A 25824-nucleotide genomic window follows, 5' to 3' on the forward strand; every position below is an offset into this window, starting at 1 on the left:
TTTTTCCAGCGCCGGATAGATGTCGCCGCCGGCGATCTGCTGCGGCACACCGCCGACCTTGGCGATGATGGTTCCGGCGAAGCCGCCGACCCGGAATTTCAAGCCCTGGAAATCCGCCATCGACTTGATCTCCTTCCGGAACCAGCCGCCCATCTGGGCGCCGGTCGAGCCGGTCGGAATGCCGATGCAGTTGTATTCTGCGAGCAAATTGTTGAGCAGGTCGGTGCCGCCGCCCCATTGCAGCCAGGAAATGTGCTGGCGCGTGTTGAGGCCGAACGGCAGCGACGTGCCGAAGGTGAAGGCGGGATTCTTGCCCCAGTAATAATACAGCGCGGTGTTGCCCATCTCGACCGTGCCGTTGGAGACGGCGTCCAGCACCTGCAAGCCGGGCACGATCTCGCCGGCGGCGAACGACTGGATCTGGAAGCGGTTGTCGGTGATCTCGGCGACGCGCTTGCAGAAGAATTCACACCCGCCATAGAGCGTATCGAGTGCCTTCGGCCAGCTCGCCGCGAGCCGCCACCTGACCTCCGGCATCGATTGCGCGACCGCGGGCGCGGCGACCGCCGTCGCGGCCAACCCGACGCCGCCTGCCTTCAAGAATTCACGACGCTTCATGCGTATCCCTCCTGTGTGCCGATACCTCGACAAGGGGAACGATCTTGGTGTCGTCTTTCTTCGCCGATCGATCGACGTTCTGTGATGAATGTGTCCGGTGGCCCTCGACGGGCTCTTGTTGTGGAAATCCGAGTTTCCGGTTCCGCCGGTCAGGATGATCGTTTGCCGGAGGAAATCAAGCGCCTGCCTTCGTTGCAGGTGCGAAGGACAATCGGCGCTGTCGGTCTCATCCGATACCCGCGGCGATGGCTGCCGGCCCTGCCGCGATCTGCTACGCAGGGCGGGTGGGTTGATGGGAGTTCAAGGACATGGCCAACAAGAAAATCGTGGTTGCCGGCGCGACCGGCCTCGTGGGCAACGCCGCCTTGCGACACTTCGGCGCATCCGACGATTGCGAGCGCATTGCGCTGTCGCGCCGCAAGCCGCGCGATCTCTACGGCGCGCGGCATGTGCGAATCGATCTCACCAGCGCGGAGGATTGCCGTCGCGCCGCAGCCGAGCTCGGCGGCGCAACGCACCTGATCTACGCCGCGCTCTATGAGGCGTCCAGCCTGGTCGACGGCTGGCGCGATGCCGGGCAGATCGAAACCAACGACCGGATGCTGCGCAATCTGATGGGCGTGCTCGAACCCGTCGCGCCCGATCTCAAGCATGTCGCGCTGCTGCAGGGCACCAAGGCTTATGGCGTGCATGTCCGGCCGCTCACGGTGCCGGCGCGCGAGGGCCGTTCGGAGATGTACGAGCAGCCGAATTTCTATTGGGCGCAGGAGAATTTCCTGCGCGAGCTGCAGCGGGGCAAGGGCTGGCACTGGAGCATCTTGCGCCCGGTCTTGATCATCGGCGAAGCCATGGGCGGCGCGATGGACCTGATCCCGCCGCTCGGCGTCTATGCGGCGGTGCTGCGCGCGCAGGGAAGGCCGCTGGATTATCCGGGCGGCGCGCCGCGCGTCGCGCAGGCGGTCGATGTCGATCTCTTGGCACGCGCGATCGCCTGGTCGGGCGACGCCGAGGCTGCGCGCAACGAAGCGTTCAACGTCACCAATGGCGACGTCTTCACCTGGGAAAATATCTGGCCGGCGGTCTCGGATGCGCTCGAGATGACGCCCGGCCGGCACGTGCCGCTGTCGCTGGCGCAGGAGTATCCGAAATGGATTGCGCCGTGGAACGAATTGCGCAGGAAGCACGACCTGATCGCGCCCGGCTTGGAGGAGTTCGTCGGCCTGTCCTTCCAATATGCCGATTACAGCATGCGCTACGGACAGACTGAACCCGGTCCGCCGTCGATCGTCTCGACGGTGAAGATCAACCAAGCTGGCTTCACCGAGATGATGGATACGGAAGCCATGTTCCGCAAATGGTTCAAGCTGGCGAAGGCGAGCCGGCTGCTGCCGTAGTTATTGAGCCGCGCTCCATCTTCTCCCTCTCCCCGTTCTTACAGGGAGAGGGGCATCCATCCGGCGAGCACTTCGCTGTTTGTCGAGCGCAGTGCCTTGCCCCTCACCCGGATCACACCGGACGATGCTTCGCATCGCCGGGGCGATCCGACCTCTCCCCGCAAAGGGCGGGGAGAGGTGAAGGACGTCCCCTCGTTCGAGCGTCAGCGCGAAAACGCCTGCTCCATCGCCTTGCGCGTCTTGATCGTATCGTTGCTCTCGTCGACCTCGACATCGCTCCAGCGCACCACCGCGCCATGGGCGACGTCGTTCTTCAGCTTCACTCGATGGGCAAGACCGATCGGCAGTGCGCCGGTGGCGAGGCTGGCGGCGGCCGGCATCAGCTTGCCCCACACGGTGTAGCCGCCTTCGCCGTCGAGCATCTCGCCGGCGCGCAGATTGCGCTTGGCCACCGCTGCGACGTCGCCGCGGAAGCCGCGCGGCTGCCCGGTCGGCTCGTTGCGCAGCGCCGCCGACAGCACGGAGATGTTCAGCTCGAGCCCGATCAGATGATACGGCTTGTACATCGCCGCATAGCGGCCGGAGGCGTCGGTCTTGAGGCCGTACTGCTTGAAGCAATCCGCGGCATAATCGTTGGGCGCCTCCAGCACGACATAAACGCCCCAGCGCAAATCGCGAAACACCGGACGGCCGTCGCGCTCCAGCGACGACACCACTTCGACGATGCCGGATTTCTCCAGCACGCCGCCCTTGTCGCGCGGCCGCATCACATGCGGCAGGTCGTCGACGCCGCAGGGCGGAAACAGCAATCCTTCCGACGGCACGTCGAGCGTGCAGGCATTGGCGATCGCCGCCATCTCGATCGCGGATTTGGTGCCGTCGAGGAAGGAGTTGAACATCTGCGGGTTCATGCCGGCGGATTGCGCCTCGCCGGCGGTGAGCCCGTAATGCTGCCACACACCCTCCGGCGTGACGTCATGATAGGCCGGCAGATACTTTGTGCCCTTGCCGGCTGCGACGACGCGGAAGCCTGTGGCGCGCGCCCAGTCGACCATCTCGGCCGTCAGCGCCGGCTGGTCGCCATAGGCGAGCGAATAGACCACGCCGGCCTTGCGTGCCTCCTCGGCGAGCAGCGGCCCCGCCAGCACATCGGCCTCGACATTGACCATCACGACATGCTTGCCGGCGGCAATCGCCGCGCGGGCATGACGGATGCCGACGGCGGGATTGCCGGTCGCTTCCACCACGACATCGAATGCGCCGCCGGCGATCGCACGTGCACCGTCGTCGGTGAAGGTGGTGGCGCTGATCCGCGCGTCGTCCCAGCCGACCGTGCGGCACGCCTCGCGCGCGCGGTCACGGTCGAGATCGACGATCACGGGTACCTCGAGCCCCGGCGTGTGCGGCACCTGCGACAGGAACATCGAGCCGAATTTTCCGGCGCCGATCAGGACGACGCGCACCGGCTTGCCGGCGGCGGCGCGGGTTTTGAGGAGGTGATGCAGGTTCATGATGCTTTCCAAACAAAAGGGTCGTTCCGGGGCGCGTGAAACGCGAACCCGGAACCTCGAGATTCCCCGATGCGCGATCGCGCATCAGTGGTTTGACGCTAACGCGCCGCCGCGGAATGACGGCCGATTCTTACTCCGCCGCCTGCCGCGGTGCGCGGGCGAGCCGCAGCAGCGCGTCGTCGGCAACCGTCTGGATCGGCGTGAAGTCGCGGTGCGCGATGTAGTCGGGCCGCGTCGGGGTGCGGATATAGTTCGAGACCGCGTTCAGCGTCAGGTAGACGATCTTGCGCGGGTAGGGCGTGATGTTGCCGCTCGATCCGTGCACCAGATTGCCGTGGAACATCAGCATGCCGCCGGGCTTGCCGGTCGGCGCGACGATGCCGCCCTGCTTCACCAGGCGGGTCACCGTCTCCTCGTCCAGCGTCCACAGCGGATAGGACGTGGTTTCGAGATCGTGCGAGGCTTTCAGATCGCCCGCGGACTGGCTCTGCGGCACCAGCATCAGCGGGCCGTTGATCGGCATCACCTCGTCGAGGAAGATCGCGATGTTCATCGCGCGCGGCTCCGGCATGCCGTCATCGCGCTTCCAGGTGCCGTAGTCCTGGTGCCACTGCCAGACGTCACCGGTGAAGGCCGCCTTCGCGTTGATCTTGAACTGGTGCATGTAGACCTTCTCACCGAACAGTTGCTCGATGGGGTCGATCATGCGCGGATGCGCGCCGAGGACGCCGAACGCCTCATTGTAGAGATGCGCGGCGAAGGCCGTGCGCGGCGCGCCACTCTTCTCGCGCCACACCTCGGGGCGGTTGGTGTCATAGATCGAGACTGCCTCGCGCGCGAGGAAGTCGACCTCTTCCTGGCTGAACAGCTCGGGCAGGAACAGCCAGCCTTCGCGATGGAAAAATTCGACCTGCTCTTGGGTCAGTTTCATGGTGCTTTTCCTCCTGTTGTTGTCATTGTCATTCCGGGGCGCGCAGCGAACCCGGAATCTCGAGGTTCCGGGTTCGCTGCTACGCACCGCCCCGGAACGACGGCCTAACTACGCCGCCACATCGATTGCCCTCAGCTTCTCCTCGGTCATCCGTCCCGCCGTCTGCGCATGCGCCAGCGCCGCGGCTTCTGCCGCTGCGGTATTGCCGGAAAAAACATGTGCGGCGATGGTCTCGTGTTCGGTCCAGGCGCTGCCGCGGTAATCGAGCTCGGCGAGCACGGTCGCCATCGAGCGGCGCATATGCGGCCATTGCGGCGCGATCATCTCCTCGATCGCGGAATTGCCGGCGAGGCGATAGATCGCGCTGTGGAAATCGACGTCGAGTGCGATCAGGCGCGCCAGCGGCGTGCCGTCATCGATCGCGCGCCCGGCTTCGAGCGCGGCTTCGAGTTGCCCGCGTGCTGCGGCATCCTCCTTCACACGCGTAGCGGCAAGCCGCGCCGCCAGCGCATCGATGGCGCCGCGGACTTCATAGAGTTCGCGGATGCGCTGCGGATCGAGCTGCGTCACCTCGAAGCCGCGTCTGCCGCTCTCCGCGACAAGGCCCTGGCGATGCAACAGATGCAGGGCGTGCGAAATCGGCTGGCGCGAGACGCCGAGCCGATCGGCGAGTTCGTTCTGGGTGATGCGCTGGCCAGGCAGCAGCGTGCGGTCGATGATCGCTTCGAGCAATCGCCCGTAAACCTGGTCGATGAGGTTTGGAAGCGGGTCCAACGGGATCATACCGACCGTCCAGTTTGGAATACGGAATTCCGTGTTCGAAAATGAAGCTACTGCGGGTTGCAGGAGCGGTCAAGGCTCGAAGTTGCGACAGCGCTAAGCGATTGAGAATGGGCCGGTTTTGACCGGGCCGCGCTGCGGCAGCCGTCCAATGTCCGTCACGGTCGGCCGTCCGCCTCTTTCTTGATATGGACCAGAGGCGTGGATGCCCGGGACAAGCCCGGGCATGACGGGTTTGCGGAAATGCTACTTCGCCTTGCCCAGCTCCATCAGCGTCCGCGTCATCAGATAGAGCCGCGGCACGATCGAGTTGGTGTCGATGTATTCGTCGCGCGCGTGATAACCCCAGCCGGCGAGGCCGAAGCTTTCGACCACGACGGCCTTGCCGCTGCGCGCGGCGTAGCCGGCGTCGGTCGCGCCGCCGGTCATTTCCGCGATGTCGAGCGTGCGCCCGAGTTCGGTGTAGATCGCCTGTCCCTGCCTGGCGAGTGCGCGGCCGCGATCATCGGCGACGAAGGGCGGGCGGCCGGCGACGACCTTCACGGTCACCTCGGTGTCCGCGATCAGTCTGTTCTTCACCTTCTCGTCGAGCGCCGCCTGCAGCTTTTGCACGCCGTCGGGAATGGTGAGGCGGATGTCGGCACCGGCGGTGGCGTGATCGGGGATCTGGTTGCGCACGATGCCGGCCTTCGCTGTGGTCCAGTTCAGCTGCGTGCCTGGAATCGATTTCGCGACGTCCTGGGTCTGCAGCAATTGATGCGCGAGCTCGATCAGCGCGTTGCGGCCGAGCTGCGGCGCGGCGCCGGCATGCGAGGCTTTGCCCTTCACATCGATCGTGCCGGTGGCGGTGCCGCTGGCGCCGAGCAGCAGGCTTTCATTTTTCGCGACCGGCGGCGCCACCGTCGGCTCGCAGGACAGCACCACATCGTGCTGGTCGGCGAGCTCGGCGATGATCTCGCCGGAGCCGATCGAGCCGACCTCCTCATCCGGATTGAGCGACACCGTGAGCTTGGCGTAGTCGCGCCAGCCCGCATCGTTCAGGATCTTGAGCGCATGCAGGATGACGGCGATGCCGCCCTTGTCGTCGGCAATGCCGGGTCCATAGATCCTGTTGCCGTCGACCTTGTAGGGCTGGGTGTCGAGGATGCCGTGCTCATAGACCGTGTCCATATGCGCGATCAGCATCAGCTTCTTGCTGCCGGTGCCCTCAAAGGTGCCGATCACCATGTCGGCGCCGGCGCCCTTCGTGGTCTTGCGGCGTTCGGTCCTGGCGCCGAGCGCCTTCAGCCGCGCCTCGGTGTAGTCGGCCATCTTCTTCAAGCCTTCGACATCGCTGGAGCCCGACTCGATCAGCACCATGTCGTGCAGGCTCTCGATCACCGCCGGCTGCGCCTGCTCGGCGGCCGCACGCAGCTTCTCGTCTGCGGCGGCAAAGGCGGAGGAGGAGGCAAGGGTGAGCAGGCCGGCCGACGCGAGCAATTTGATGGACAGTTTCATGATTGTCCTCCCTGTGCAGGAAGACACTAGCATTGCGACTTTGCTGTCTCCAGCCGCGTCAGCCGCGCTCAAGCACCTCGACATCGAAGGTCTCGATCTGCGAGGCGTCGGCGGTCGCGTCGATCATTGCGATCCTGTCGCCTGAGATCGTGACCCGCAGCACGATGCGCAGCGCGCCGCCGAAGATGACGGCAACGCCGATCCCGCCGTCGACCAGCGCGGGCTTCGCCGCCTGCGCGCGTCCCTTGAAGCTTTCGGCAACCGCTGCGGCGCCGCGGATGACCGGCAGCGAGCCTAGCCGCTGCGCAGCCTGATCGGCGCGTACCACGACGTCGGGCGCCAGCACGGCCAGCAGCCCTTCGAAATCGCCGTTGCGGGAGGCGGCAAGGAAGGCCTCGACGATGCCGCGCTGCCGGCTGAGATCGGCGTCCGGTGCGGGCGGCGTACCCTGCACGCGACGCCTGGCACGGCTGGCGAGCTGCCGCGCGGCGGCCGGCGTACGGCCGACGATCGGCGCGATCTCCTCGAACGGCACCGCGAACATGTCGTGCAGCACGAAAGCCAGCCGCTCGGCCGGCGCCAGCGTTTCCAGCACCACGAGCAGCGCGGCGCCGACGGAATCGGCCATCTCGGTCTCGCGCTCGGACGGATTGTCCGCGATCGGCTCCGGCACATGTGGGCCGATCGGCTCCTCGCGGCGCGATTTGCGCGAGCGCAGCATGTCGAGGCAGATGCGCGCGATCACCGTGGTCAGCCATCCCCCGAGATTGTCGACCGCAGCAGCGTCGGTGCGGCCGAGCCGCAGCCAGGTTTCCTGTACGGCATCGTCGACTTCGGCGGTCGAGCCCAGCATGCGATAGGCCACGGCCCGCAAGCGCGGCCGGTTGGCCTCGAACTGTTCGGTGAGAGAATTTTTCTCGTCCATCGGTCACATTCCCTTTGTCCGCTCCGTCATGGCGATGACGAACGAAACTGCGCCGATGTGACAACAGATCGGCGCGGCGCCGTCAAAAGGCAAATCAGGAGAGCGACATGATGAAAGCCCGCATGAACCACCCGGTGATGGTTGTTCCCGAGGCCATGAAGGCGCTGCAGGCGCTGAGCGAGAGCACCAAACAGGCATTGCCGGAAAAGCTGCTGGAACTGGTGCATCTGCGCGCCAGCCAGGTCAATGGCTGCAGCGTCTGCGTCGACATGCACCCGAAGCTCGCCCGGCGCGCCGGCGAGACCGACGAGCGGCTGTTCGCGGTCGGTGCCTGGCGCGACGCGCCGTATTTCAGCGAGGCCGAGCGCGCCGCACTGGCGTTGACCGAGGCGGTGACCCGGCTCAGCGACCGCGAGGATCCGGTGACGGACGCGGTGTGGGACGAGGCTGCCAAGCACTTTGACGAACAGCAGCTCGCGTCGCTGGTGCTCGGCATCGCGGCGATCAACGTCTGGAACCGGCTGAACGTCGCCGTGCGCCAGCCGGTCGGTGCGTGGAAGGTGTGACCTTCTCCCTCTCCCCGCAAGCGGGGCGAGGTGAAGAGAGGCACCGCTAGCTCGCCAGAAACTCCAGCACGATTTCGCAGTAGCGCTGCGGGGCCTGCTCGAACATCGGATGCGTGGTGCCCGGGATCATCTCGGTGCGCGCGCCCTTCACGTTTGCGGCGAGCGCGTGCAGCACCTTCGGCAGCGTGCCCTTGGTGTTGGCGCCGCCGATGAACAGCGTCGGTGTCTTGATCGCTTCCGCGTCCGCCTTCGAGAAGGGCGGGCGCTGGTCGCGGGTCTGGCCGATCAGCGTGGTCGCATTGTCGCGCAGCAGCTGCTTGGAGGTTGCCGGAATCCGCTTCCAGGCGCCGGGGCCTTCGAGCGCGTCCATGAAGATCTGCAAGCCGCCGTCGATATCGCCTTTGGCGATTTCCGCCGCGCATGCCGCGAAGCGTGCCGCCAGCGGCGAGGGGCCCGGCTTGAAATCGGGATCGAGGGTCTCGTCGAGCTCGCCGCCCGGCTCGGCGAGGATCAGCTTGCGCAACAGGTCGGGCCGCCGCTGCGCGGCGCGGAAGCAGATATGGCCGCCGCGGGAATGCCCCATCAGGTCGACCGGTCCGGTGTCGAATTTTTCGATAAACGCGATCACGTCGTCGACGTGCTGCGCGATCGAATAGGTGTCGCCGACGCCGTCCCAATGCGCCGGGAAGAAATGCCGCAGGCTGACCGCGATCACGCGGTGCCGGCGCGTCAGCGGGCCGAGCACCGCCGACCAGATCCGGAAGTCGCACAGCGAGCCGTGCACGCAGACCAGCGGCGGGCCCTCTCCGACATCGAGATAGGGCATGTCGAAACCGTTGACGTGGAGGCTGTGCATTTGGGGGCTCGCGAAGAGGCAGGAGATGTTGTTGATTTGGCCGAAGTTCCCACGGAATTCGGGTGGATAGCAACATTCTCCAAGCCTAGATTCCGGATCAACAGCAAGCTCACGCGAGAGCTGAAGGGAACATCTGGAGCGAGCCATGACCGGCCAGCATTTTGCAATCTTCGAAACCATGATCGGCGCCTGCGGCGTCGTCTGGGGCGAGCACGGCGTCACCGGGGTGCAGCTGCCGATGGGCACTGATGAGAAGACCCGCAAGCGGATCTTCCAGCGCAACGGCGAGATCACCGAGGCGGCGCCACCGGCCGAGGTGCAGCACGCGATCGACGGTATGATCGAGCTGCTCGCCGGCAAGCCGAACGACCTCGCCGACATCGTGCTCGATCTCGACGGCGTGCCGGAATTCAACCGCGGCGTCTACGACATCGCGCGGAAAATTCCGCCGGGCAAGACCATAACCTATGGCGACATCGCCAAGCAGCTCGGCGGCGTCGAGCTGTCACGCGACGTCGGCCAGGCGCTCGGCCGCAACCCGTGCCCGATCGTGGTGCCTTGCCACCGCGTGCTGGCGGCAGGCAACAAGCCGGGCGGCTTCTCGGCCAATGGCGGCGTCGTCACCAAGCTGAAGATGCTGCAGATCGAAGGCGCGATCGTGAACCACACGCCGAGCCTGTTCGATTAGGGCGGGGCACGCTCTTATCCTCCCCTGGAGGGGGAGGATCGGTTCGCGTGAAATGCGAACCGAGATCTTTCGTATCGGGTGATGCCCGTATGGAGAGATCACCCGGCCCCGCCTCACATCTCACTTCGCTCGCTGTGAGCCGACCCTCCCCCTCCAGGGGAGGGTGGAGAGAGCGTCTGTCGCGAGTTCAGTTCACCTCACACCGTCTCGCACACAAACCCGTTTCCCTTCCGCCTGATCTTGCCAATCGACGGCGAAGGGAAATGCGCGGGGCAGCACAGCGTGTCGGTGTCGCAATAACGCTCCAGGAAGCCGCGCCGCGTCTTCGCGGCTTGCGTCTGGTCGACATCGAACTTCGCCGACAGCTCCGGGTAATGCGTCTGGATCGGCGAGTGCATCAGATCGCCCGAAAAGACTGCAGCGTCCTTGCCGCGTCCGAAGGCGAAGGCGACGTGGCCCGGCGTGTGGCCGGGCGTCGGCAGGATGCGGGCATGGTCGCCGATCGCAAAATCATGGCCGACGATCTCGGCCCGCTTGGCCTCGACCACCGGCAGCACGCTGTCCACGAAAGGCGGGACCTCCGCCTTCGCGTTGCTCTCGGTCCAGTAGTCGAACTCGGCCTTGTCGAACACGTAGCGCGCGTTTGGAAAGGTCGGAACCCAGCGGCCGTTCTCCAGCCGCGTGTTCCAGCCGACATGATCGACATGCAGATGCGTGCACATCGCATAGTCGATGTCTCCGACGGAGAAGCCTGCCGATGCGAGGCTGCGCAAATAGGTCTCGTCGGTCTTCATGTTCCATTTCGGCCGCGCCGGCCGCGGCTTGTCGTTGCCGATGCAGCTGTCGATCAGGATGGTATGGTGCGGTGTCTTCACGACATAGGACTGGAACGCCAGGATCAAGGTGTCGCTGTCGTCGAGCGCACCCGTCGCTTTCATCCAGCCGCGGTTCTCGGCGAGCACGTCCGGCGTCAGCCCGGGCAGCATGTCGTGCGCGGGCAGGAATGTGGTCTCCTGCTCGACAATGCGATGAATGGTGAGATCGCCGGCGGTAAACTTCAGGCTCATGGTGATTCCTTGGCGTTGGCGTTTTCGAGCGAAGTGGAGTCCGGTTCGCGTGAAGAAACGCGTAGGAACGTTCTAGTGCGCGTCGCGCACGGCGGGAATGATGATGTTGGCGAGGATATCCATCGCCGCAAGGCCTTCCTTCGGCTGGCCGTACTGGGCTGCCGTCGTCATCATCACTAGGTCGAGATCGGGAATGACGATGATGCGCTGGCCGCCCCAGCCGAAGGCGCCGATCCATTTTATCTCCTTGCCTTCGGCCAGGGATCGTCCCATCCACCATTGATAGCCGTAGAACAGCGTGCCGCCGAAATAACCGACGGCCTGGAATCGCGGCGCGATCGATTGGGCGATCCAGTCGGCCGAGATGATCTGCTGCCCTTTCCATTGACCGTGATCGAGCACGAGCTGGCCGATTTTCGCGGCGTCGCGTGGCCGGAGCCTGAGCCCGGAAGCGGCGGCGATCTTGCCGTTCTTGTAGGTCTTCCACTCGAGATCGGTGATGCCGAGCGGCTGGAACAGCGCCTCGCGTGCGAACGCTTCAAGCGGCTTGCCGTAGACCTGCTCGACGATGTTGCCGAGCAGATCCGTGCCGCCGCCATTATAGGTCCACAGCGTGTCCGGCGGCGCGGCGATCGGCTTGCCGAGGACATAGCCGATCGGATCGGCATCGAAGGCAAGGTGCGGCTCGTCGTTGGCAGGATCGTTCCAGGGCAGCGTCTCGTCCCATTTGATGCCTGACGACATCGTCAAGAGATGGCGCAGCGTGATGGCGTCCCATCCGGCTGACTTTGCCGGCTGATGTTCGGGGAAGAACTTCAGCACGGGCTCATTGGCACTCGCGATCAGCTTGCGGTCGATCGCGATGCCGACCAGCAGCGACGTCACGCTTTTCGACGCCGAACGCATGTCGTGCTTGGTCGTCGGCGTGAATTCGATGCGCCCCTCCGGCTGCCCCCATGGCTGGTCGATGCCGGAAAAATACTGCTCGAACACTAGCTTGCCGTGGCGCGCCACGACAACGGAATGCACCTCGCTGCTGCGCAAGCCGAGCCGCGCGGCGATGCCGCACAGCCGTTCGCCGTCCATGCCGACGCTGTCGGGCGTGGCAATCGTCCAGCCGTCGTCGAGCGCGGCCGGCGATCCACAAGGCTGGTTCTGCTGTCCATGGCGCCATGCCGTCGGCCCTCACATCAGTGCCCAGGACGGTCAACGCGAGCACAAGGCTCGCGCCGAAGATATGAAAGAGGGGGAAGCGATCGCGCATTTTGCTTCCCTCCTGCCGTGGTTACGCCGCTGGCGGCGCCGAGATCTTCACCGACGGCCGCTCCAGCATTTTCTGGTAGAAGGCGTCGAGCTTGGGATAGGCCTTGCGCCAGCCGCAATCGGCGAAGCGGAAATCGGCATAGCCGAGTACGCACACGAGGCCGATCTGCGCGATGTCGAACGACGACCCATCGAGAACATCCGGCCGGTTCTCGAACCGCGCCATGCCGGCCCAGGCCCTGTTCCAGTGATCGTCGTGCCAGGCCTGCCACAGCGAGCCCTGCGGCCGCACCATTTTCTCGTAGCGGCACAGCAGCATGGAATCGAGCATGCCGTTGAGCAGCGAGTGATCGGTCTTCAGCTTCCAGCGCCGCGGGCCGTAGCCCGGGATCAGCCGGCCGCCGCCCGAGCTCGTTGAGATATTCGACGATGACATAGGAATCGAGGATGACGTCGCCATGGTCGAGGATCAGCACCGGCAGTTTCTTCAACGGCGAGATCTTGGAATATTCGTCGTTGGCCGTGCCGGGCGCGACGGTCGCCGGCACCAGCTCGATCTTGTCGATCAGGCCAAGCTCGATCGCCGCGATGCGCACCTTGCGAGCGAACGGGGAGGCGGGAGAGAAGGTGAGTTTCATTGGGGAGTTCCTTGCGAAAGCTCTTTCCTCTGTCATGGCCGGGCTTGACCCGGCCATCCATGTCTTTGCCTCTGTGGAAGACCCAAGACGTGGATGCCCGGGTCGAGCCCGGGCATGACGAATTCAGGAACAGCGTGGGCGCTTACGCCCCAACGATTTCCTGGCGCTGCTCGCCGAGGCCTTCGATGCCGAGCGTCACGACGTCGCCGACATTGAGATATTGCGGCGGCTTCATGCCGGTGCCGACACCGGGCGGGGTGCCAGTCGTGACAATGTCGCCGGGCAGCAGCGTCATGAACTGCGAGACGTAGGAGATGCACTTCGCCATCGTGAAGATCATGGTCGAGGTCGTGCCGGTCTGGCGGCGCTGGCCGTTGACGTCGAGCCACATCGACAGTTTCTGCACGTCGGCGATTTCATCCTTGGTGGCGAGCCACGGGCCGACCGGGCCGAACGTGTCGTGCGACTTGCCCTTGGTCCACTGTCCGAGGCGCTCGATCTGGAAGTTGCGCTCGGAGACGTCGTTGCAGATGCAGTAGCCGGCGACGTGGTTCAGCGCGTCGGCCTCCGAGACATACTTGGCGCGGGTGCCGATGATGGCGGCGATCTCGACTTCCCAGTCGAGCTTGGTCGAACCGCGCGGCTTCTCGACCGGATCGTTGGGACCGGACAACGCGGTGTTGGCCTTCAGGAAGAAGATCGGCTCGGACGGGATCGGGTTGCCGGTTTCCTTGGCGTGGTCGGAATAGTTCAGGCCGATCGCGACGAATTTGGAGATGCCGGTGACGGGGGCACCGAAGCGCGGCTTGCCGGCGACGGCGGGGAGGGAGGCGGGATCGAGGGCAGCAAGCTTCTTCAGCGACTCCGGCGTGTAGGCGTCGCCGGTCAGGTCCTTCAGATGGGCCGAGAGGTCGCGGAGCTGGCCGGATTTGTCGATCAGACCGGGCTTTTCCGCACCCTTTTCGCCATAACGAACAAGCTTCATGTTGATCACTCCCTGCGATGTCCTGAGGATTGTTACTGGTATACCTCGACACGCTTCATGGAACAGCGCGCCGGGAAATTCAACCGCTTCACGGCCATGGCATTGCAGCCATCACCTTCCGGGGTGGCCGCTCTGAGCCGTTCCTTCGATCGCCGGTCATGATCGCGGACGGGGCGCCGCCAACATCCGCGTGAACATCTCTTCCAGCAGCCGGCACGGTGGCTCGGGATCGCGCGTGCCCGCGACGATCGCATCGTCGGCCACGGCATGCATTCCGTCGAATACGATCAGCGCCGCGCTGCGGGCGTTCGGGAAAGCCCAGACGCCGGCCTTTCGGCCATCCTCCAGCACGGCGACGATCTGGGCGATCACGTCGTCCTTTTCCTGCGACTGCCGCTGATGATGCGGGAAGTCGTGAAACACGACGTCATGCAGCTCGACATTGGCGAGATAGGTTCCGACGGCGCCGCGCAGCCAGACTGACAGCCGTCCGGGATGATCGTCCGCGGCGCGCTCGGCGATCGCCGCCGCCACCCGGGCGAGGAAGTCCTGCGCGAAGCGCGTACGCAGCGCGATGATCACGTCGGCCTTGGTCGAGAAGTAATGGTAGAACGTGCCCTTCGCGACGCCGGCCCGGGCGGCGATGTCGTCGATCGTGGTGGCCTCGATGCCCTTTGCAATGAAGAGGGCAGCAGCCGCCGACATCAGGTCGTCGACCCTGACCTCGGCGGGCTGGGTCCGTCTCCAGCGTTGTGCCGCGCCGCGCGTGGCTGCCGCCTGCCGCTTGCCGATCACGTCGTGAGCATCCATCCGCATCTGATAACCGATTCTGAGATTGCACATTTAGAATGACTTTGAAATCGCTTAGATTGATTGACCGACCGTCAGTCGAAAGATATTTGTGCCGTCGCCCCGTCCGGATCCGCCCGATGGGCTCCGGTCGGGCGCCGCCGCCATGAGGAAGTTTCCATGAAATTCTTTCGCGAGGCCGAGCCCGGCATCTTCATCGCGACCGGCCGCCTGCAGACCGAACAGGACGGCTGCGACTGGACCGCGGAATACAGCCAGCTGCTTGCCGCAAACCGACCGCTCGCCGTGATCGTCAACGTCGACGATCAACCGGAGGTCGCCGCCGGCAAGCCGATGGTGCTGTGGATGAAGGCGCGCAAGGCCGAGCTGGGCCGGCTGATCCGGGTCACCGTCTATATCGCTTCTGATGACGAGGAGCGCGCCGAGCTCGAGCGCAACCTTCCCGGACGGGCCAAGGCCTTGCCCTATCCGGCCCGCGATCGCCGCCAGCGAGGCCGACGCGCTCTTCCTCGCGCGCGCCAGCTTGATCTAGCGCATCATCCGGAAAAGTGAGAACCGGTTTTCCGAAAGATCATGCTCGAGAAGAAGCTCACGCCAGCGCGACGAACCTGAAGGCGTCGCCATCGCGCTTGATGTGGCCGGCATTGAAATGCCCGCCGATCACCAGCGTCGGCGTATCGGCAAAGCGCGAGAACAATTCGCGCCGCGTCGCGGCCGATTGCTTCTGGTCGGAGTCCGCGGTCGATGACCAGTCGAGGTGGTACATCTGGCAGGGATGATGCGCGACATCGCCGGTCAGGAGGCCCTCCTCGCCGCCGGATCTGATGTGGATGCTCATATGGCCGGGGCTGTGTCCCGGCGTCGGGATCAGCGTGATCTCCTCGGTCAGCCGGTGGTCGCTCGGCACCAGCTCGGCCTTGCCGGCATCCGCGATCGGCTTCACGGAATCGGCGAACACGGCGGCATGCGCGGGATCGTCGCTATGGTCGCGCCAGTGCTCGTATTCGGTCTTGCCGAACACGTAGCGCGCATTGGCGAAGGTCGGCACCCATTTGCCGCCGACGAGCTTGGTGTTCCAGCCGACATGGTCGACATGCAGATGCGTGCACAGCACGGTGTCGATGCTGTCTGGCGCAAATCCGGCGGCGGTCAGCTTCTCAAGGAACGGATCGCTGCGGTTGTTCCAGGTCGGCACATTGCGGCCCTGTTTGTCGTTGCCGAGCCCGGTGTCGACGATGATGCGGTGCTCCGGCGCTTCCACCAGCAACGAATGGATCGACATTTTCAGCCGGCCCTCCTCATTGGCAAAGTGGGGGATCAGCCAGGGCAGGCTCTGGATCTCCTCCCGGCCGGCCAGCGGCAGGATGAAGCGGGTGCTGCCGACGGTCTCGAGCTCGACGACTTTGGTGATCCTGACCTTGCCTACGGTCCAGTGCATGCGGCGTGCCCTCTGTTTCTTGTTGCTCTTGCCGGACCATGCGGGTTTCCGCACGCCGGCGCAATGGATCAAGTCGGCGCCTCCTGCGTTACCGCCTCGTTGGACGAAGGAGTGTGCAATGCCGGAACTCGCAATCTCCCCTGAAAAGGTCGGCTTCTTGATCGAGAAGGCGCGCGAATTCGACGTCAAGGAGGGGCTCGTCGATCCCGACTCCGGCTCGAACGGCGCCGACGACGACATGATCGATGTGCTGGAGGATAACGGCAGGGATCCGGTGGCGCGCGAGATCACCGGCTTCATCGACGCGCTTAGCGAGGACGAGCAGGTCGACCTCATCGCCCTGATGCGGCTCGGCCGCGGCGACGGCACGATCGAGGAATGGGCCGATCTCCGCCGCGAGGCCGCGCGCGGACGCACCGGCCATGTCGCCAACTATCTGTTGGGCGAACCGATGCTCGGCGATCTCCTGGCCGAAGGACTGGACGAGTTTGGCCTGGGGCCGAGCGATGAGCGCATCACGCCGATCCACTGAGGAGCTGCATTGTTCATCTGACCTCGCTCCGCGTGCGGCAGGGCAATCGCATTTGGAATGAACCGATTCTTCCGCGCCGTCATGGCCGGGCTTGTCCCGGCCATCTACGTCTTTTCTTTGCGTGGATACGAAGATGTGGATGCCCGGGACAAGCCCGGGCATGACGAGTTTGTGGGAACTCCGATGGCCTCAAACGGCCATATGCGATTGCCCTACCGCGTGCGGGGAGAGGCAGAAGATTAACGCGCGCAGTCGACGATCACGGTGCCGACCTTGTCGCCCTTCTCGACGGCGAGATGGGCGACGGCGGTCTCGGCGAGCGCGAATTGCCCGGCGATGTTGTGCACGCGGGTACCCGACGCCAGCCATTGGGTGATGTCGGCCTGCGCGGCCGCGAGCAGCGGCGGCGGCAGCGCGAACAGCACCAGCGAGCGCACGGTGATGCATTTCTCCATCAATTCGCGCACCGGCAGCGTCGGCGTGCGGTTGCCGTTGGTGGCGTAGACTGCGATCGTCGAGTTCATCGCCATGATCTTCAGCGTGGTCGCGAGATTGCCGCCGAAATCGACGTCGATCACGCGGTCGACACCGCGGTTCTCGGTGAAGGCCATCACCTTCGAGACAACATCCTCGGTCCGGTAGTTGGCGACGGTGTCGGCGCCGGCGAGCCGCGCCTCGACGTCCTTGACCTGCGAACTGACAGTCGCAATCACACGCGCGCCGCCCCATTTTGCCAATTGCACGGCGTAGTGACCGACCGCGCCGGCGCCGCCGGTAACCAGCACCGTCTGCCCCGAGATCGGGCCGTCCGCAAACAGCGCGCACCACGCCGTCATGCAGGGGATGCCGAGCGTCGCGCCGGCCGCGAACGACACGTCCTGCGGCAGCGGCGTCACCAGATAGTCGGCCAGCGTGATGTATTCGGCCGCGGTGCCGAAGGCGCGGCCATTGCGCTGGCCGTTGAACAGCCAGACGCGATCACCGACCGCAAAGCGGGTGACGCCTTCGCCGACCTGGTCGATGATCCCGGCGCCGTCGCTGTTCGGGATCACGCGCGGAAATTCCATCGCGCGATAGTTGCCGCTGCGGCGGCCGACATCGGCCGGGTTGACGCCGGACGCCTCGAGGCGAACCCGGACTTCACTTGGGCCGGCCTCGGGCGTCGGCATCTCGCCGACGGTGAGCACCGTCGGTGCCGCGCCGGTCCGTTCGTACCAGACCGCCTTCATCTAGCGCCCTTTCCGAAGTTCGTGAACTCGTCCAGCGACCTCTTGCGCGAACTTCGGAAAGCAAGAGGGCGCCAGAAGACTCATGAATCTCTAGTGCCGCTTGACCGATTTGAAGCTCCCAATCGGTCGCGCCGCATACAGTGCAGGAGCTTCAAATCGGCGGCACTAGAGGGTGCCCGGGAAGGCGCCGCCATCGAGCAGCAGGTTCTGCCCGGTGATGAAGCCGGCCTTGGCGCCGCACAGGAATGCGCAGGCATAGCCGAATTCGTCGGGATCGCCGAAGCGGCCGGCGGGGTTCAGCTTGGCGCGCTCGGCCAGGACCTGCTCGGCCGAGATGCCGCGTTTCTCGGCCTCGGGTTTCGCGGTGCCGCGCAGGCGGTCGGTCTCGAACGGACCCGGCAACAGGCCGTTGATGGTGACGTTGTTGATCACGGTCTTGCGCGACAGGCCGGCGACGAAGCCGGTGAGGCCGGCGCGGGCGCCGTTGGACAGGCCGAGGATCTCGATCGGTGCCTTCACCGCGGCCGAAGTGATGTTGACGATGCGGCCGAACTTGCGCGCCATCATGCCGTCGACGGTCGCCTTGATCAGCTCGATCGGCGTCAGCATGTTGGCGTCGATCGCCTTGATCCAGTCGTCGCGGGTCCAGTTGCGGAAATCGCCCGGCGGCGGGCCGCCGGCATTGTTGATCAGGATGTCCGGATCGGGGCAGGCCTTGAGCACGGCTTCGCGTCCCGCCGCCGTCGTGATGTCGCCGACGATCTCGGTGACGGTGACGCCGGGATGCGCTTTGCGGATTTCGTCGGCGGTCCGCTTCAGCGCCTCGGCGCCGCGCGCCGTCAGGGTGACATGCACACCCTCATTGGCGAGCGCGATCGCGCAGGCGCGGCCCAGTCCCTTGCTCGATGCGCAGACGATGGCGCGGCGGCCTTTGATTCCAAGATCCACGGTTCACTCCCTGTGATGTCGGATAGGTTTGTAAAGGTTTGATGGCACCAGTCTAGCGAAGCTCGGCGGCGCCGATAAGGGATGTGCAATGCATAAGTGCATGCCGGGCAGGAACAAGCGGGTGAGCACCTTGCGGCAAGGCAGGAGGCTAGATGCGTTGCTCGCGCCGCAGCCGCTCGATCGCCATGGTGGCTTCGGGCGGCAGCGAGCGGAATCCGGCCTGTCCGGCCGCTGAGAACAACGGCCGCAATTGCGATCCGTTGAGGAATTGCGGCTGCTTCGCCAGCGGCACCAGCTGGTCGAACACCAGCACCAGCGTGGTCACGACGAGACCGACCCTGACGGCGCCGAGCAGTGCGCCGCCGAAGCGGTCGCCGATCCCGATCTCCGAGCCGATGGTGTCGTCGAGCATCGTCCGCGCCATCTTTCCGAGGATGACGCCGATCAGGAGAAAGAGGCCGAACAGCAGCACGCCATTGGGCGGAAACGGCGACGACGGCAGCGTCGCGATGTGGGGCCCGATCATCGCCAGCGCGGCGACCGCAAGCGGCATGGCGACGAGATAGGCCAGGATAGTGACCGCACTGCGCAACAGGCCGGTCGTGAAGCCGGTCACCACCGCGAACACCAATCCGAGGATGACGGCAAGGTCGAAGAGGTTCATGGATGAGGAGTTCCTGCCCCAATCTCCTACTGTCCCCTGGTTGATCAAGCCTGCTTACATCAGGGACAATTGTCGCTATCACTCGTCCGCTTCAATCCGGGAACCTGTCGATGTCCGACCTATTCGATGTCAGTAAAGAAATCATCCTCATTACCGGCGCCTCGCAGGGGCTCGGGCGGCAATTCGCTCGCGTGCTGGCGGCGCATGGCGCCGCGGTGGTGCTGGCCGCGCGCCAGACCGCGAAGCTGAAAAGCCTCGAGGAGGAGATCAAGGCCAGGGGCGGTCGCGCGGCCGCGGTGCAGATGGACGTCGCGGATATTTCCGGCATCGCGAAAGCGCTCGACGCCGCCGAAGCTGCGCTCGGTCCGATCACGGTCCTGATCAACAATGCCGGCATCGCGATCGAGAAGCTGTCGACCGAGCAGACCGAGGCGGATTGGGACGCGGTGATCAGCGCCAATCTGAAGGGCGCCTACTTCCTCGCGACCGAACTTGCGCGGCGCATGATGGCGCGCAAGCAGCCGGGCAATATCATCAACGTCGCGTCCGTGCTCGGACAAGGCGTGCTCAAGGCGGTGTCGCCCTATGCGATCTCCAAGGCCGGCATGATCCAGGGCACCAAGGCGATGGCGCTGGAGCTCGCCGGCAACAACATCCGCGTCAACGCGCTGGCGCCCGGCTATATCGATACCGAGATGAACCATGATTTCTGGTCGACGCCGGCAGGCGAGCGATTGGCTAAACGGATTCCACAGCGCCGGGTCGGCGCCGAGTCCGACCTCGACGGCGCGATCATGCTGCTCGCTTCCAACGCCTCGCGCTACATGACCGGGACAGTGGTGACGGTGGATGGCGGCTTCTTGCTGAACTAGCTTTGTAGCCCGGATGAAGCGCAGCGAAATCCGGGGAGCATGCGTGAAGGTCCCGGATTACGCTTCGCTCCATTCGGGCTACGATTCCAACGCATCAAGCCACGAGCACAGCCCGGGGGCCGTCGGCCGTTGTTTCTGGATAATAGAATAATGCCGCTGATTTGCCCGACGAGTCAAGTCGCCGGGTCGAAGCCGGCAGCCCGCGGCTCCTTTGCATGGGGTTGTTTTCGATATTTTGGCCGTGCGGCCCTGCGATGGCAGTTTCGCGGGGTGGGCAAAGGCGCTCTTGCGCCATGCCCACCCTACGCATTCGGTCACCCCGCCCGCATCTCCGCCTTGATCATGTCGGCCGCCTTCTCGCCGATCATGATGGTCGGTGCATTGGTGTTGCCGCCGATCAGGGTCGGCATGATCGAGGCGTCGACCACGCGCAGGCCTTCGAGCCCGTGCACGCGCAGCTTCGGATCGACCACCGCGAGCGTGTCGGCGGTGCCCATCTTGCAAGTGCCGACCGGGTGATAGACGGTGTCGACGCGCTCGCGCAGGATGCTGCGGATGTCGTCGTCGGTGCGGACGTTGGATGTGAAGACATCCTTCTGCTGCAGCGCGCGCAGCGCCGGCGCCTCCATCAGCCGTCGCGTGGTCTTGTAGCCCGCCACCATCGATTCGAGATCGTCTTCCTCGCCGAGGAAGTTCGGGTCGATCAGCGGCGCCTGCATCGGGTCATTGCCGGCCAGCGTGACGCTGCCGCGGCTCTTCGGCCGCAGCAGGCAGACATGGCAGGAGAAGCCGGTGCCGCCGTGGCGCTTGCGGCCGTGGTCGTCGACCATCGCCATGCCGAAATGCAGCTGGATGTCGGGGATGTCGAGATCGGGCCGCGTCTTCAGGAAGCCGCCGCATTCGGCGAAGTTCGAGGTGAGGGGACCGCGGCGCTCGCGCCGATATTGCATGATGGCGCGGACGAGCCGCGGCATGCCCTTCAGCGAGATGCCGGCGAAGTTCGGATTGTCCGACATGTAGCCGAAGATGAAATCGGGATGGTCCTGCAGATTTTGGCCGACGGCGGGCAGATGATGCACGCTGGCGAGACCGTGCTTGCCGAGCGCTGCGGCATCGCCGACGCCCGACAGCATCAACAGCTGCGGCGACTGGAACGCGCCGGCGGCAAGCAGGACTTCGCGCCGCGCGCGGAGCTGCCTCAACTCCTTGCCCTGCCGGTATTCGGCGCCGACCGCGCGCTTGCCCTCGAACAGGATACGTGTTGCGTGCGCATTGGTCTCGACGCGCAGGTTGGGACGCCTGCCGATATACGGATGCACATAGGCGCGCGCCGCGCTCCAGCGCTCGCCGTTGCGCTGCGTCACCTGGTAGATGCCGAGGCCCTCATGGTCCTCGGCATTGAAATCCTCGCGGATGCGGAATTGGGCCTCCTGCGCCGCCTGCAGGAAGGTCTGCTGGATCGGATTGCCGGAGCGCAGCTTGTTGACGGCGAGCGGGCCGCCCTTGCCGTGATACTCGCCGTCGAAATCGGAATTGTCTTCAGAGCGCTTGAAATAGGGCAGCACGTCGGCGAACGCCCAGCCGGTATTGCCGAGCGCGGCCCAGTGGTCGTAGTCGGTGCGATGGCCGCGGATGTAGACCATGGCGTTGATCGCCGAGGAGCCGCCGAGCCCCTTGCCGCGCGGCTGGTAGCCGATGCGGCCGTTGAGCCCTTTCTGCGGCACGGTGTTGAAGGCCCAGTTGTTGATCGTGCCGGCGACCATCAGCACCAGCGCGCCGGGCGTGGTGACGATCCAATTGTCATTGGTGCCGCCGGCATCGAGCAGCGCTACCGACGTTGCCGGATCCTCCGACAGCCGCCCCGCCACCGCGCAGCCGCCGGAGCCCGCGCCTATCACAACAAAATCGAATGTGTCAGTCACGCATGTTCCCCCTTATCGTCATTCCGGGGCGCGCGCAGCGCGAACCCGGAATCTCGAGCTTCCGGGTTCGCTTCGCTCCCCGGAACGACAGCACTTCTACGACAACATCCGCAGCAGCTTCTCCAGCCGCGCGACCTTCGCGCCATAGGGCGGATAGAGATCGGCAAGCCGGTTGAACCGCGAGCGGTAGAACACCGGCTTGAACTTGGTCAGCGTCTTGAATCCCCACTCGCCGTGATAAGCGCCGGTGCCGGAGGCGCCGACGCCGCCCATCGGTTGATAGGCCTGCGCGAAGTGGAACAGGCAGTCATTGACGGTGACGCCGCCGGACAGCGTGCGCGCCAGCACCGCATCGCGGGCGGCGCTGTCGGTGCCGAACCAGTACAGCGCCAGCGGGCGATCGCGCCCGTTGACGAAGGCGATCGCCTCTGCCGCATCGCGCACGCCGATGACCGGCAACAGCGGCCCGAAGATTTCCTCCTGCATCACCGTCATGTCCGGCCTCGCGTCGACGATGACGGTCGGCGGAAATTTGCGCCTCGCCTTCCACTCGCGGTCGTTCGGCGTTGCCGGCTGCATGATGGTCGCGCCCTTCGCGGCGGCGTCGACGACCAGCCGCTCGAGCCGCGCATAGTGCCGATCCGAGACGATCGACGTGTAATCGGCGTTATCGGGATCGGTACCGAACATGTGCTGCATGTGACCCTGCAGCCGCATCGCGAAGGCCTGCACCGCGGCCTGCGGCACCAGCACGTAATCGGGCGCGATGCAGGTCTGGCCGGCATTGAGCAGCTTGCCATAGGCGATGCGCTGCGCGGCTTCGTCGATGTCGGCGGAGCCGTCGACGATCACTGGCGACTTGCCGCCGAGCTCGAGCGTCACCGGCGTCAAATTGCGGCCACAGGCTTCGGCCACCAGCCGGCCAACGCGGGTCGAGCCGGTGAAGATCAGATGATCGAACGGCAGCGCGGCAAACGCCTTTGCGATTTCGTTGTCGATATCCGTGACCGCGAGCTCGGTGACGTCGAATTTCTTGGCGATCGTCTCCATCAGCAGCTCGGAGAAGCGCGGCACCAGCTCGCTCGGCTTGATGATGGCGCGGTTGCCGGCCGCGATCGCGGCGACTGCGGGCGCCAGGGTCAGCTGCAGCGGATAATTCCACGGCGCGATGATGCCGACCACGCCGAGCGGCTGCGGCATCAGCCGGTTCTTGGCCGGCGCGAACTGCACCGTGGTCGGGACCTTCCGCGACGCCATCCAGCCCTTGAGGTGCTTGGCCGCGTGCCTGATCTCTCCGAGCACCAGCATGGTCTCGGCGATCGCGGTCTCGACGGTGGAGCGGTGGCCGAAATCGGCCGAGATCGCCGCCTCGAATCGCGCCTCGTTCTCGGTCAGCGCGGCGCGCAGGCGGCGCAGCCGGTCGAGCCGTGCCTGCAATGTCGGCGCCGGGTCGCTGCGCGACAGCTCGAACTGGCGATAAAAGGCCTCCTCAAGCGCATGCAGCCCCGGGCTCTTCAATGGCCGGTCCATGGCATTTCCCCCTCGGACGACGTTTTCTTGGCGGATTTGTTGCGCGCCAAGCTCCGCTTTTGCGCGCGGTCTGGCAAGGCCCGGTTCCCGGCGGTAAATCCTGCCGGCACAGCCGGCGATTTCGACGTCACAAAATCCTCAAAAACCCGCATCCGGGGCTTTCCAAACCGGGCTCACGTTGATACATACGCCCCGCACCCGATGGCTTCGGCCCGGGTCGCCTTCTCAGGAAGCCCCCGGACGGATCGATCGGCGCCGTTGAAAAGCGTTGGCCGGCCGGCTCGGGCACCCTTTCTGCAAGGCACGCAACGGTTTAACGCGGGGTGGAGCAGCCCGGTAGCTCGTCAGGCTCATAACCTGAAGGTCATAGGTTCAAATCCTATCCCCGCAACCATCTCAAATTGCGAAACCCCAGCCCTCGTGGCTGGGGTTTTCGTTTTGAGGGCGACCGCCAGGATTCCCGCCAGATCGCCTCGGACGTCGATCTTCAGTTCCCCATCCCCGGGTGTGAGGACGATCTCCTTCACGAGAGAGCGCAGGACCTCTCCAGCTTTCAGCCGGGTCGCCTCAGTATCAGCCTGCAGCGCCTCATGCAGAGCACTTACCTGTTGTCGATAGAAAGTTGCCATTTCGGGGTGCAGCAGGGGTGGCGGCTCCTCCGCGTCAACTAGCGCTTGCTCGAGCTCAGCCTTGCGGCCCTCAAGCTGAACCATTTTTGTGTTGATCTTACCGGCGGCACCACCGCATCGTGGATGATGAACTCTGGAACGCCGCAAAAGCACGACAGGCCGCCACAAAGATAAAGCGCGACAACGATGGCACTGAGGTACCAAATAGCTTCCGCGACCGACGCCGCCCAAAATACCTGTTCTCGGGTTTGATAAAATGCGCATGCTGCGGTGGCGGATACGCCATGATCTCGGCCGACCTAGTTGGGTGCTCGACGGCGAGAAATAAGGGAACCTGCGAAAATCGAAAGAGTGTCCAGCGCGAGCGGCTGGAGGCACGCGTGCTCAACGCGCTACGCTACCACCTGATGGACCCGGCTCTGTTCAGGGAATTCTGCGACGAATTCACACGCGGGATGAATCGTCTTCGGATGGAAGGCTCGGCCTCGATCGAGACGGCTCGGTCCGAGATCAAACGGATAGAGCGCGAACTCGATACCCTGCTGAACTTGATCCTCAACGCGCAACTCTGTTACTTCTTGAATGATCCATTCGGCGGCTGGGTTCGGCACGAGCCCAACCCAGGCCGAGAAGTCCCGACCCGATCGAAACACGTTGGCATCGGCAACGCTCGCGACTAGCGCTGTTGCCAGCGCCGGCCCGACGCCGGGGATAGCGTCCAGCCGTTTGCTCGTCGCATGTGATCGATGCCAGGCGATGATGCGTCGGTCGAACTCCAGGATGTGGGCCTTCAGGGCCCGCAATTGGCTGCCGAGAGCCGCAAGACACGCGCGGCCCACCGCTGGGAGCCGACGGTCATATGTATCGGCGACCACTTCCAGCAACTGCTCGACGCCCTGCGCCCGACGGGGGCGACAATCCCGAACTCGGCAAGATAGGCGCGGATTGAATTGATGACGGCAGTCTGCTGGCGAATGAACAGATGGCGTGCTCGATGAAGCATCAGACAGCTCTGTTGCTCGACCGTCTTGGTTGGGACGAACCGCATGTTGGGCCTCGTGACCGCCTCGCAAATCGCCTCCGCGTCGGTGCTGTCGTTCTTCTGCCGCTTGACGTACGGCTTCACATAGGCCGGAGGGCATCAATAGCACCGTATGCCCCAACGCCTGCAACTCGCGGGACCAATAATGGGATGACGCGCAAGCCTCGATCCCCACCAAGCACGGTGGCAACTTCTCAAAGAAGGACAGCACGAAACGGCGCTTGAGCTGACGGCGTATGACCACTTGGCCGGCTGCATCGACGCCATGCACTTGAAAGACCGACTTCGCAATATCCAGACCGATCGTCGAAATTGACTGCATAGGCTGCTCCTCCGAATCGTGGGAGCCTCAATACGGCGCCCACTCCTTGGCACTCTTGTGCCGGTGGAGGAGCCGTCCACATCCACAGCATCAGGAGCTGACGTTCCGGCCCAGCTTCCAGAGCACTTCTTGCATAATTGGTCGCGCCGGCTTATCCGCGCGCTGTT

Annotated in this window: 24 protein-coding genes, 1 tRNA gene and 2 pseudogenes (1 of these 27 only partly in view); 8 read left to right on the plus strand and 19 right to left on the minus strand. The window is 64.8% G+C overall.

Annotation, left to right across the window (positions count from 1 at the left end; all coding sequences use genetic code 11):
* A protein-coding gene (locus tag ACVWY5_RS02155; RefSeq protein WP_028333569.1) for a TRAP transporter substrate-binding protein crosses the window boundary here: on the minus strand, positions 1-618 show its 5' portion. It extends 471 nt beyond the left edge of the window; the window shows 618 of its 1089 coding nt (coding positions 1-618); its start codon is at positions 616-618; its stop codon lies off the left edge, out of view.
* A 308-nt stretch (positions 619-926) separates the two neighbouring features.
* Between ACVWY5_RS02155 and ACVWY5_RS02160 the strand changes: the two genes are divergently transcribed.
* Complete coding sequence (locus ACVWY5_RS02160; protein ID WP_028333568.1) at positions 927-2012, plus strand: NAD-dependent epimerase/dehydratase family protein; 1086 nt, start codon at positions 927-929, stop codon at positions 2010-2012.
* A gap of 203 nt (positions 2013-2215) precedes the next feature.
* On the opposite strand, the gene ACVWY5_RS02165 is transcribed toward ACVWY5_RS02160, so the two are convergent.
* The 5 genes from ACVWY5_RS02165 to ACVWY5_RS02185 form a co-directional block, all read right to left on the minus strand.
* A complete protein-coding gene (locus ACVWY5_RS02165) occupies positions 2216-3523 on the minus strand; it encodes a Gfo/Idh/MocA family oxidoreductase (protein ID WP_028333567.1) in 1308 nt (435 codons plus the stop codon).
* 130 nt (positions 3524-3653) lie between these two features.
* Positions 3654-4454 carry a phytanoyl-CoA dioxygenase family protein gene (locus ACVWY5_RS02170; protein ID WP_028333566.1) on the minus strand — a complete coding sequence of 267 codons (801 nt, stop codon included), beginning with the start codon at positions 4452-4454 and terminating at the stop codon, positions 3654-3656.
* A gap of 108 nt (positions 4455-4562) precedes the next feature.
* Complete coding sequence (locus tag ACVWY5_RS02175) at positions 4563-5237, minus strand: GntR family transcriptional regulator (protein WP_028333565.1); 675 nt, start codon at positions 5235-5237, stop codon at positions 4563-4565.
* A 243-nt stretch (positions 5238-5480) separates the two neighbouring features.
* Positions 5481-6731 carry a M20/M25/M40 family metallo-hydrolase gene (locus tag ACVWY5_RS02180; protein ID WP_028333564.1) on the minus strand — a complete coding sequence of 417 codons (1251 nt, stop codon included), beginning with the start codon at positions 6729-6731 and terminating at the stop codon, positions 5481-5483.
* Positions 6732-6789: 58 nt separating this feature from the next.
* A complete protein-coding gene (locus ACVWY5_RS02185; RefSeq protein WP_028333563.1) occupies positions 6790-7656 on the minus strand; it encodes a sigma-70 family RNA polymerase sigma factor in 867 nt (288 codons plus the stop codon).
* Between the two features lie 110 nt (positions 7657-7766).
* Here ACVWY5_RS02185 and ACVWY5_RS02190 point away from each other — a divergent pair, with 110 nt between their 5' ends.
* Positions 7767-8222 carry a carboxymuconolactone decarboxylase family protein gene (locus tag ACVWY5_RS02190; protein WP_028333562.1) on the plus strand — a complete coding sequence of 152 codons (456 nt, stop codon included), beginning with the start codon at positions 7767-7769 and terminating at the stop codon, positions 8220-8222.
* A gap of 46 nt (positions 8223-8268) precedes the next feature.
* Here the strand turns inward: ACVWY5_RS02190 and ACVWY5_RS02195 are convergent, their stop codons facing one another.
* A complete protein-coding gene (locus ACVWY5_RS02195; RefSeq protein ID WP_028333561.1) occupies positions 8269-9078 on the minus strand; it encodes an alpha/beta fold hydrolase in 810 nt (269 codons plus the stop codon).
* Positions 9079-9223: 145 nt separating this feature from the next.
* Here ACVWY5_RS02195 and ACVWY5_RS02200 point away from each other — a divergent pair, with 145 nt between their 5' ends.
* On the plus strand, positions 9224-9766 hold the full coding sequence (locus ACVWY5_RS02200) for a methylated-DNA--[protein]-cysteine S-methyltransferase (protein ID WP_028333560.1): 543 nt from the start codon (positions 9224-9226) through the stop codon (positions 9764-9766).
* Positions 9767-9963: 197 nt separating this feature from the next.
* Here ACVWY5_RS02200 and ACVWY5_RS02205 read toward each other — a convergent pair whose 3' ends face one another.
* The 5 genes and pseudogenes from ACVWY5_RS02205 to ACVWY5_RS02225 all read right to left on the minus strand — a co-directional run bounded on the left by ACVWY5_RS02205 (position 9964) and on the right by ACVWY5_RS02225 (position 14535).
* Positions 9964-10833 (minus strand): MBL fold metallo-hydrolase, encoded by an 870-nt coding sequence (locus ACVWY5_RS02205; protein WP_028333559.1) that lies wholly within the window; start codon positions 10831-10833, stop codon positions 9964-9966.
* Between the two features lie 72 nt (positions 10834-10905).
* Complete coding sequence (locus ACVWY5_RS02210) at positions 10906-11919, minus strand: serine hydrolase domain-containing protein (protein ID WP_456671638.1); 1014 nt, start codon at positions 11917-11919, stop codon at positions 10906-10908.
* Between the two features lie 199 nt (positions 11920-12118).
* Positions 12119-12734: pseudogene (locus ACVWY5_RS02215) on the minus strand (glutathione S-transferase family protein).
* A 142-nt stretch (positions 12735-12876) separates the two neighbouring features.
* Positions 12877-13719: a fumarylacetoacetate hydrolase family protein gene (locus ACVWY5_RS02220; RefSeq protein ID WP_026191869.1), complete on the minus strand. Its 843-nt coding sequence runs from the start codon at positions 13717-13719 to the stop codon at positions 12877-12879.
* A 156-nt stretch (positions 13720-13875) separates the two neighbouring features.
* Positions 13876-14535, minus strand: a complete 660-nt coding sequence (locus ACVWY5_RS02225) for a TetR/AcrR family transcriptional regulator (protein ID WP_456671639.1) — start codon at positions 14533-14535, stop codon at positions 13876-13878.
* Between the two features lie 153 nt (positions 14536-14688).
* Here ACVWY5_RS02225 and ACVWY5_RS02230 point away from each other — a divergent pair, with 153 nt between their 5' ends.
* Positions 14689-15081: a hypothetical protein gene (locus ACVWY5_RS02230; protein ID WP_456671640.1), complete on the plus strand. Its 393-nt coding sequence runs from the start codon at positions 14689-14691 to the stop codon at positions 15079-15081.
* 37 nt (positions 15082-15118) lie between these two features.
* Here the strand turns inward: ACVWY5_RS02230 and ACVWY5_RS02235 are convergent, their stop codons facing one another.
* Positions 15119-15967, minus strand: a complete 849-nt coding sequence (locus ACVWY5_RS02235; RefSeq protein ID WP_028333554.1) for an MBL fold metallo-hydrolase — start codon at positions 15965-15967, stop codon at positions 15119-15121.
* A gap of 118 nt (positions 15968-16085) precedes the next feature.
* Here ACVWY5_RS02235 and ACVWY5_RS02240 point away from each other — a divergent pair, with 118 nt between their 5' ends.
* Complete coding sequence (locus ACVWY5_RS02240; RefSeq protein ID WP_028333553.1) at positions 16086-16499, plus strand: DUF3775 domain-containing protein; 414 nt, start codon at positions 16086-16088, stop codon at positions 16497-16499.
* Between the two features lie 239 nt (positions 16500-16738).
* On the opposite strand, the gene ACVWY5_RS02245 is transcribed toward ACVWY5_RS02240, so the two are convergent.
* The 3 genes from ACVWY5_RS02245 to ACVWY5_RS02255 all read right to left on the minus strand — a co-directional run bounded on the left by ACVWY5_RS02245 (position 16739) and on the right by ACVWY5_RS02255 (position 19340).
* Positions 16739-17728 (minus strand): NADPH:quinone reductase, encoded by a 990-nt coding sequence (locus ACVWY5_RS02245; RefSeq protein ID WP_028333552.1) that lies wholly within the window; start codon positions 17726-17728, stop codon positions 16739-16741.
* Positions 17729-17893: 165 nt separating this feature from the next.
* Positions 17894-18676, minus strand: a complete 783-nt coding sequence (locus ACVWY5_RS02250; RefSeq protein ID WP_028333551.1) for an SDR family oxidoreductase — start codon at positions 18674-18676, stop codon at positions 17894-17896.
* 148 nt (positions 18677-18824) lie between these two features.
* Complete coding sequence (locus ACVWY5_RS02255) at positions 18825-19340, minus strand: CvpA family protein (protein ID WP_028333550.1); 516 nt, start codon at positions 19338-19340, stop codon at positions 18825-18827.
* Between the two features lie 110 nt (positions 19341-19450).
* Between ACVWY5_RS02255 and ACVWY5_RS02260 the strand changes: the two genes are divergently transcribed.
* A complete protein-coding gene (locus tag ACVWY5_RS02260; protein WP_028333549.1) occupies positions 19451-20212 on the plus strand; it encodes an SDR family NAD(P)-dependent oxidoreductase in 762 nt (253 codons plus the stop codon).
* Between the two features lie 314 nt (positions 20213-20526).
* Here the strand turns inward: ACVWY5_RS02260 and ACVWY5_RS02265 are convergent, their stop codons facing one another.
* Positions 20527-22134 carry a GMC family oxidoreductase N-terminal domain-containing protein gene (locus tag ACVWY5_RS02265; RefSeq protein ID WP_028333548.1) on the minus strand — a complete coding sequence of 536 codons (1608 nt, stop codon included), beginning with the start codon at positions 22132-22134 and terminating at the stop codon, positions 20527-20529.
* 96 nt (positions 22135-22230) lie between these two features.
* Positions 22231-23664 (minus strand): coniferyl aldehyde dehydrogenase, encoded by a 1434-nt coding sequence (locus tag ACVWY5_RS02270; RefSeq protein WP_028333547.1) that lies wholly within the window; start codon positions 23662-23664, stop codon positions 22231-22233.
* 317 nt (positions 23665-23981) lie between these two features.
* Here ACVWY5_RS02270 and ACVWY5_RS02275 point away from each other — a divergent pair.
* Together ACVWY5_RS02275 and ACVWY5_RS02280 are read left to right on the plus strand one after the other, a co-directional pair.
* Positions 23982-24058, plus strand: a tRNA-Met gene (locus ACVWY5_RS02275).
* 519 nt (positions 24059-24577) lie between these two features.
* Positions 24578-24973 carry a hypothetical protein gene (locus ACVWY5_RS02280; protein ID WP_028333545.1) on the plus strand — a complete coding sequence of 132 codons (396 nt, stop codon included), beginning with the start codon at positions 24578-24580 and terminating at the stop codon, positions 24971-24973.
* Here the strand turns inward: ACVWY5_RS02280 and ACVWY5_RS02285 are convergent.
* Positions 24899-25657, minus strand: a pseudogene (locus ACVWY5_RS02285) (IS110 family RNA-guided transposase); the annotation flags it as partial. The gene ACVWY5_RS02280 and the pseudogene ACVWY5_RS02285 sit on opposite strands and share 75 nt — an antisense overlap.
* Positions 25658-25824 lie beyond the last annotated feature (167 nt).

The sequence above is a fragment of the Bradyrhizobium sp. USDA 3256 genome (assembly GCF_054058275.1).

Bases quoted from the DNA above. Each gene is read 5' to 3' on its own strand.
- ACVWY5_RS02160 (WP_028333568.1), top strand. From the start codon at position 927: ATGGCCAACAAGAAAATCGTGGTTGCCGGCGCGACCGGCCTCGTGGGC.
- ACVWY5_RS02165 (WP_028333567.1), bottom strand. From the start codon at position 3,523: ATGAACCTGCATCACCTCCTCAAAACCCGCGCCGCCGCCGGCAAGCCG.
- ACVWY5_RS02170 (WP_028333566.1), bottom strand. From the start codon at position 4,454: ATGAAACTGACCCAAGAGCAGGTCGAATTTTTCCATCGCGAAGGCTGG.
- ACVWY5_RS02175 (WP_028333565.1), bottom strand. From the start codon at position 5,237: ATGATCCCGTTGGACCCGCTTCCAAACCTCATCGACCAGGTTTACGGG.
- ACVWY5_RS02180 (WP_028333564.1), bottom strand. From the start codon at position 6,731: ATGAAACTGTCCATCAAATTGCTCGCGTCGGCCGGCCTGCTCACCCTT.
- ACVWY5_RS02185 (WP_028333563.1), bottom strand. From the start codon at position 7,656: ATGGACGAGAAAAATTCTCTCACCGAACAGTTCGAGGCCAACCGGCCG.
- ACVWY5_RS02190 (WP_028333562.1), top strand. From the start codon at position 7,767: ATGAAAGCCCGCATGAACCACCCGGTGATGGTTGTTCCCGAGGCCATG.
- ACVWY5_RS02195 (WP_028333561.1), bottom strand. From the start codon at position 9,078: ATGCACAGCCTCCACGTCAACGGTTTCGACATGCCCTATCTCGATGTC.
- ACVWY5_RS02200 (WP_028333560.1), top strand. From the start codon at position 9,224: ATGACCGGCCAGCATTTTGCAATCTTCGAAACCATGATCGGCGCCTGC.
- ACVWY5_RS02205 (WP_028333559.1), bottom strand. From the start codon at position 10,833: ATGAGCCTGAAGTTTACCGCCGGCGATCTCACCATTCATCGCATTGTC.
- ACVWY5_RS02210 (WP_456671638.1), bottom strand. From the start codon at position 11,919: ATGGACGGCGAACGGCTGTGCGGCATCGCCGCGCGGCTCGGCTTGCGC.
- ACVWY5_RS02220 (WP_026191869.1), bottom strand. From the start codon at position 13,719: ATGAAGCTTGTTCGTTATGGCGAAAAGGGTGCGGAAAAGCCCGGTCTG.
- ACVWY5_RS02225 (WP_456671639.1), bottom strand. From the start codon at position 14,535: ATGCGGATGGATGCTCACGACGTGATCGGCAAGCGGCAGGCGGCAGCC.
- ACVWY5_RS02230 (WP_456671640.1), top strand. From the start codon at position 14,689: ATGAAATTCTTTCGCGAGGCCGAGCCCGGCATCTTCATCGCGACCGGC.
- ACVWY5_RS02235 (WP_028333554.1), bottom strand. From the start codon at position 15,967: ATGCACTGGACCGTAGGCAAGGTCAGGATCACCAAAGTCGTCGAGCTC.
- ACVWY5_RS02240 (WP_028333553.1), top strand. From the start codon at position 16,086: ATGCCGGAACTCGCAATCTCCCCTGAAAAGGTCGGCTTCTTGATCGAG.
- ACVWY5_RS02245 (WP_028333552.1), bottom strand. From the start codon at position 17,728: ATGAAGGCGGTCTGGTACGAACGGACCGGCGCGGCACCGACGGTGCTC.
- ACVWY5_RS02255 (WP_028333550.1), bottom strand. From the start codon at position 19,340: ATGAACCTCTTCGACCTTGCCGTCATCCTCGGATTGGTGTTCGCGGTG.
- ACVWY5_RS02260 (WP_028333549.1), top strand. From the start codon at position 19,451: ATGTCCGACCTATTCGATGTCAGTAAAGAAATCATCCTCATTACCGGC.
- ACVWY5_RS02270 (WP_028333547.1), bottom strand. From the start codon at position 23,664: ATGGACCGGCCATTGAAGAGCCCGGGGCTGCATGCGCTTGAGGAGGCC.
- ACVWY5_RS02280 (WP_028333545.1), top strand. From the start codon at position 24,578: ATGATCTCGGCCGACCTAGTTGGGTGCTCGACGGCGAGAAATAAGGGA.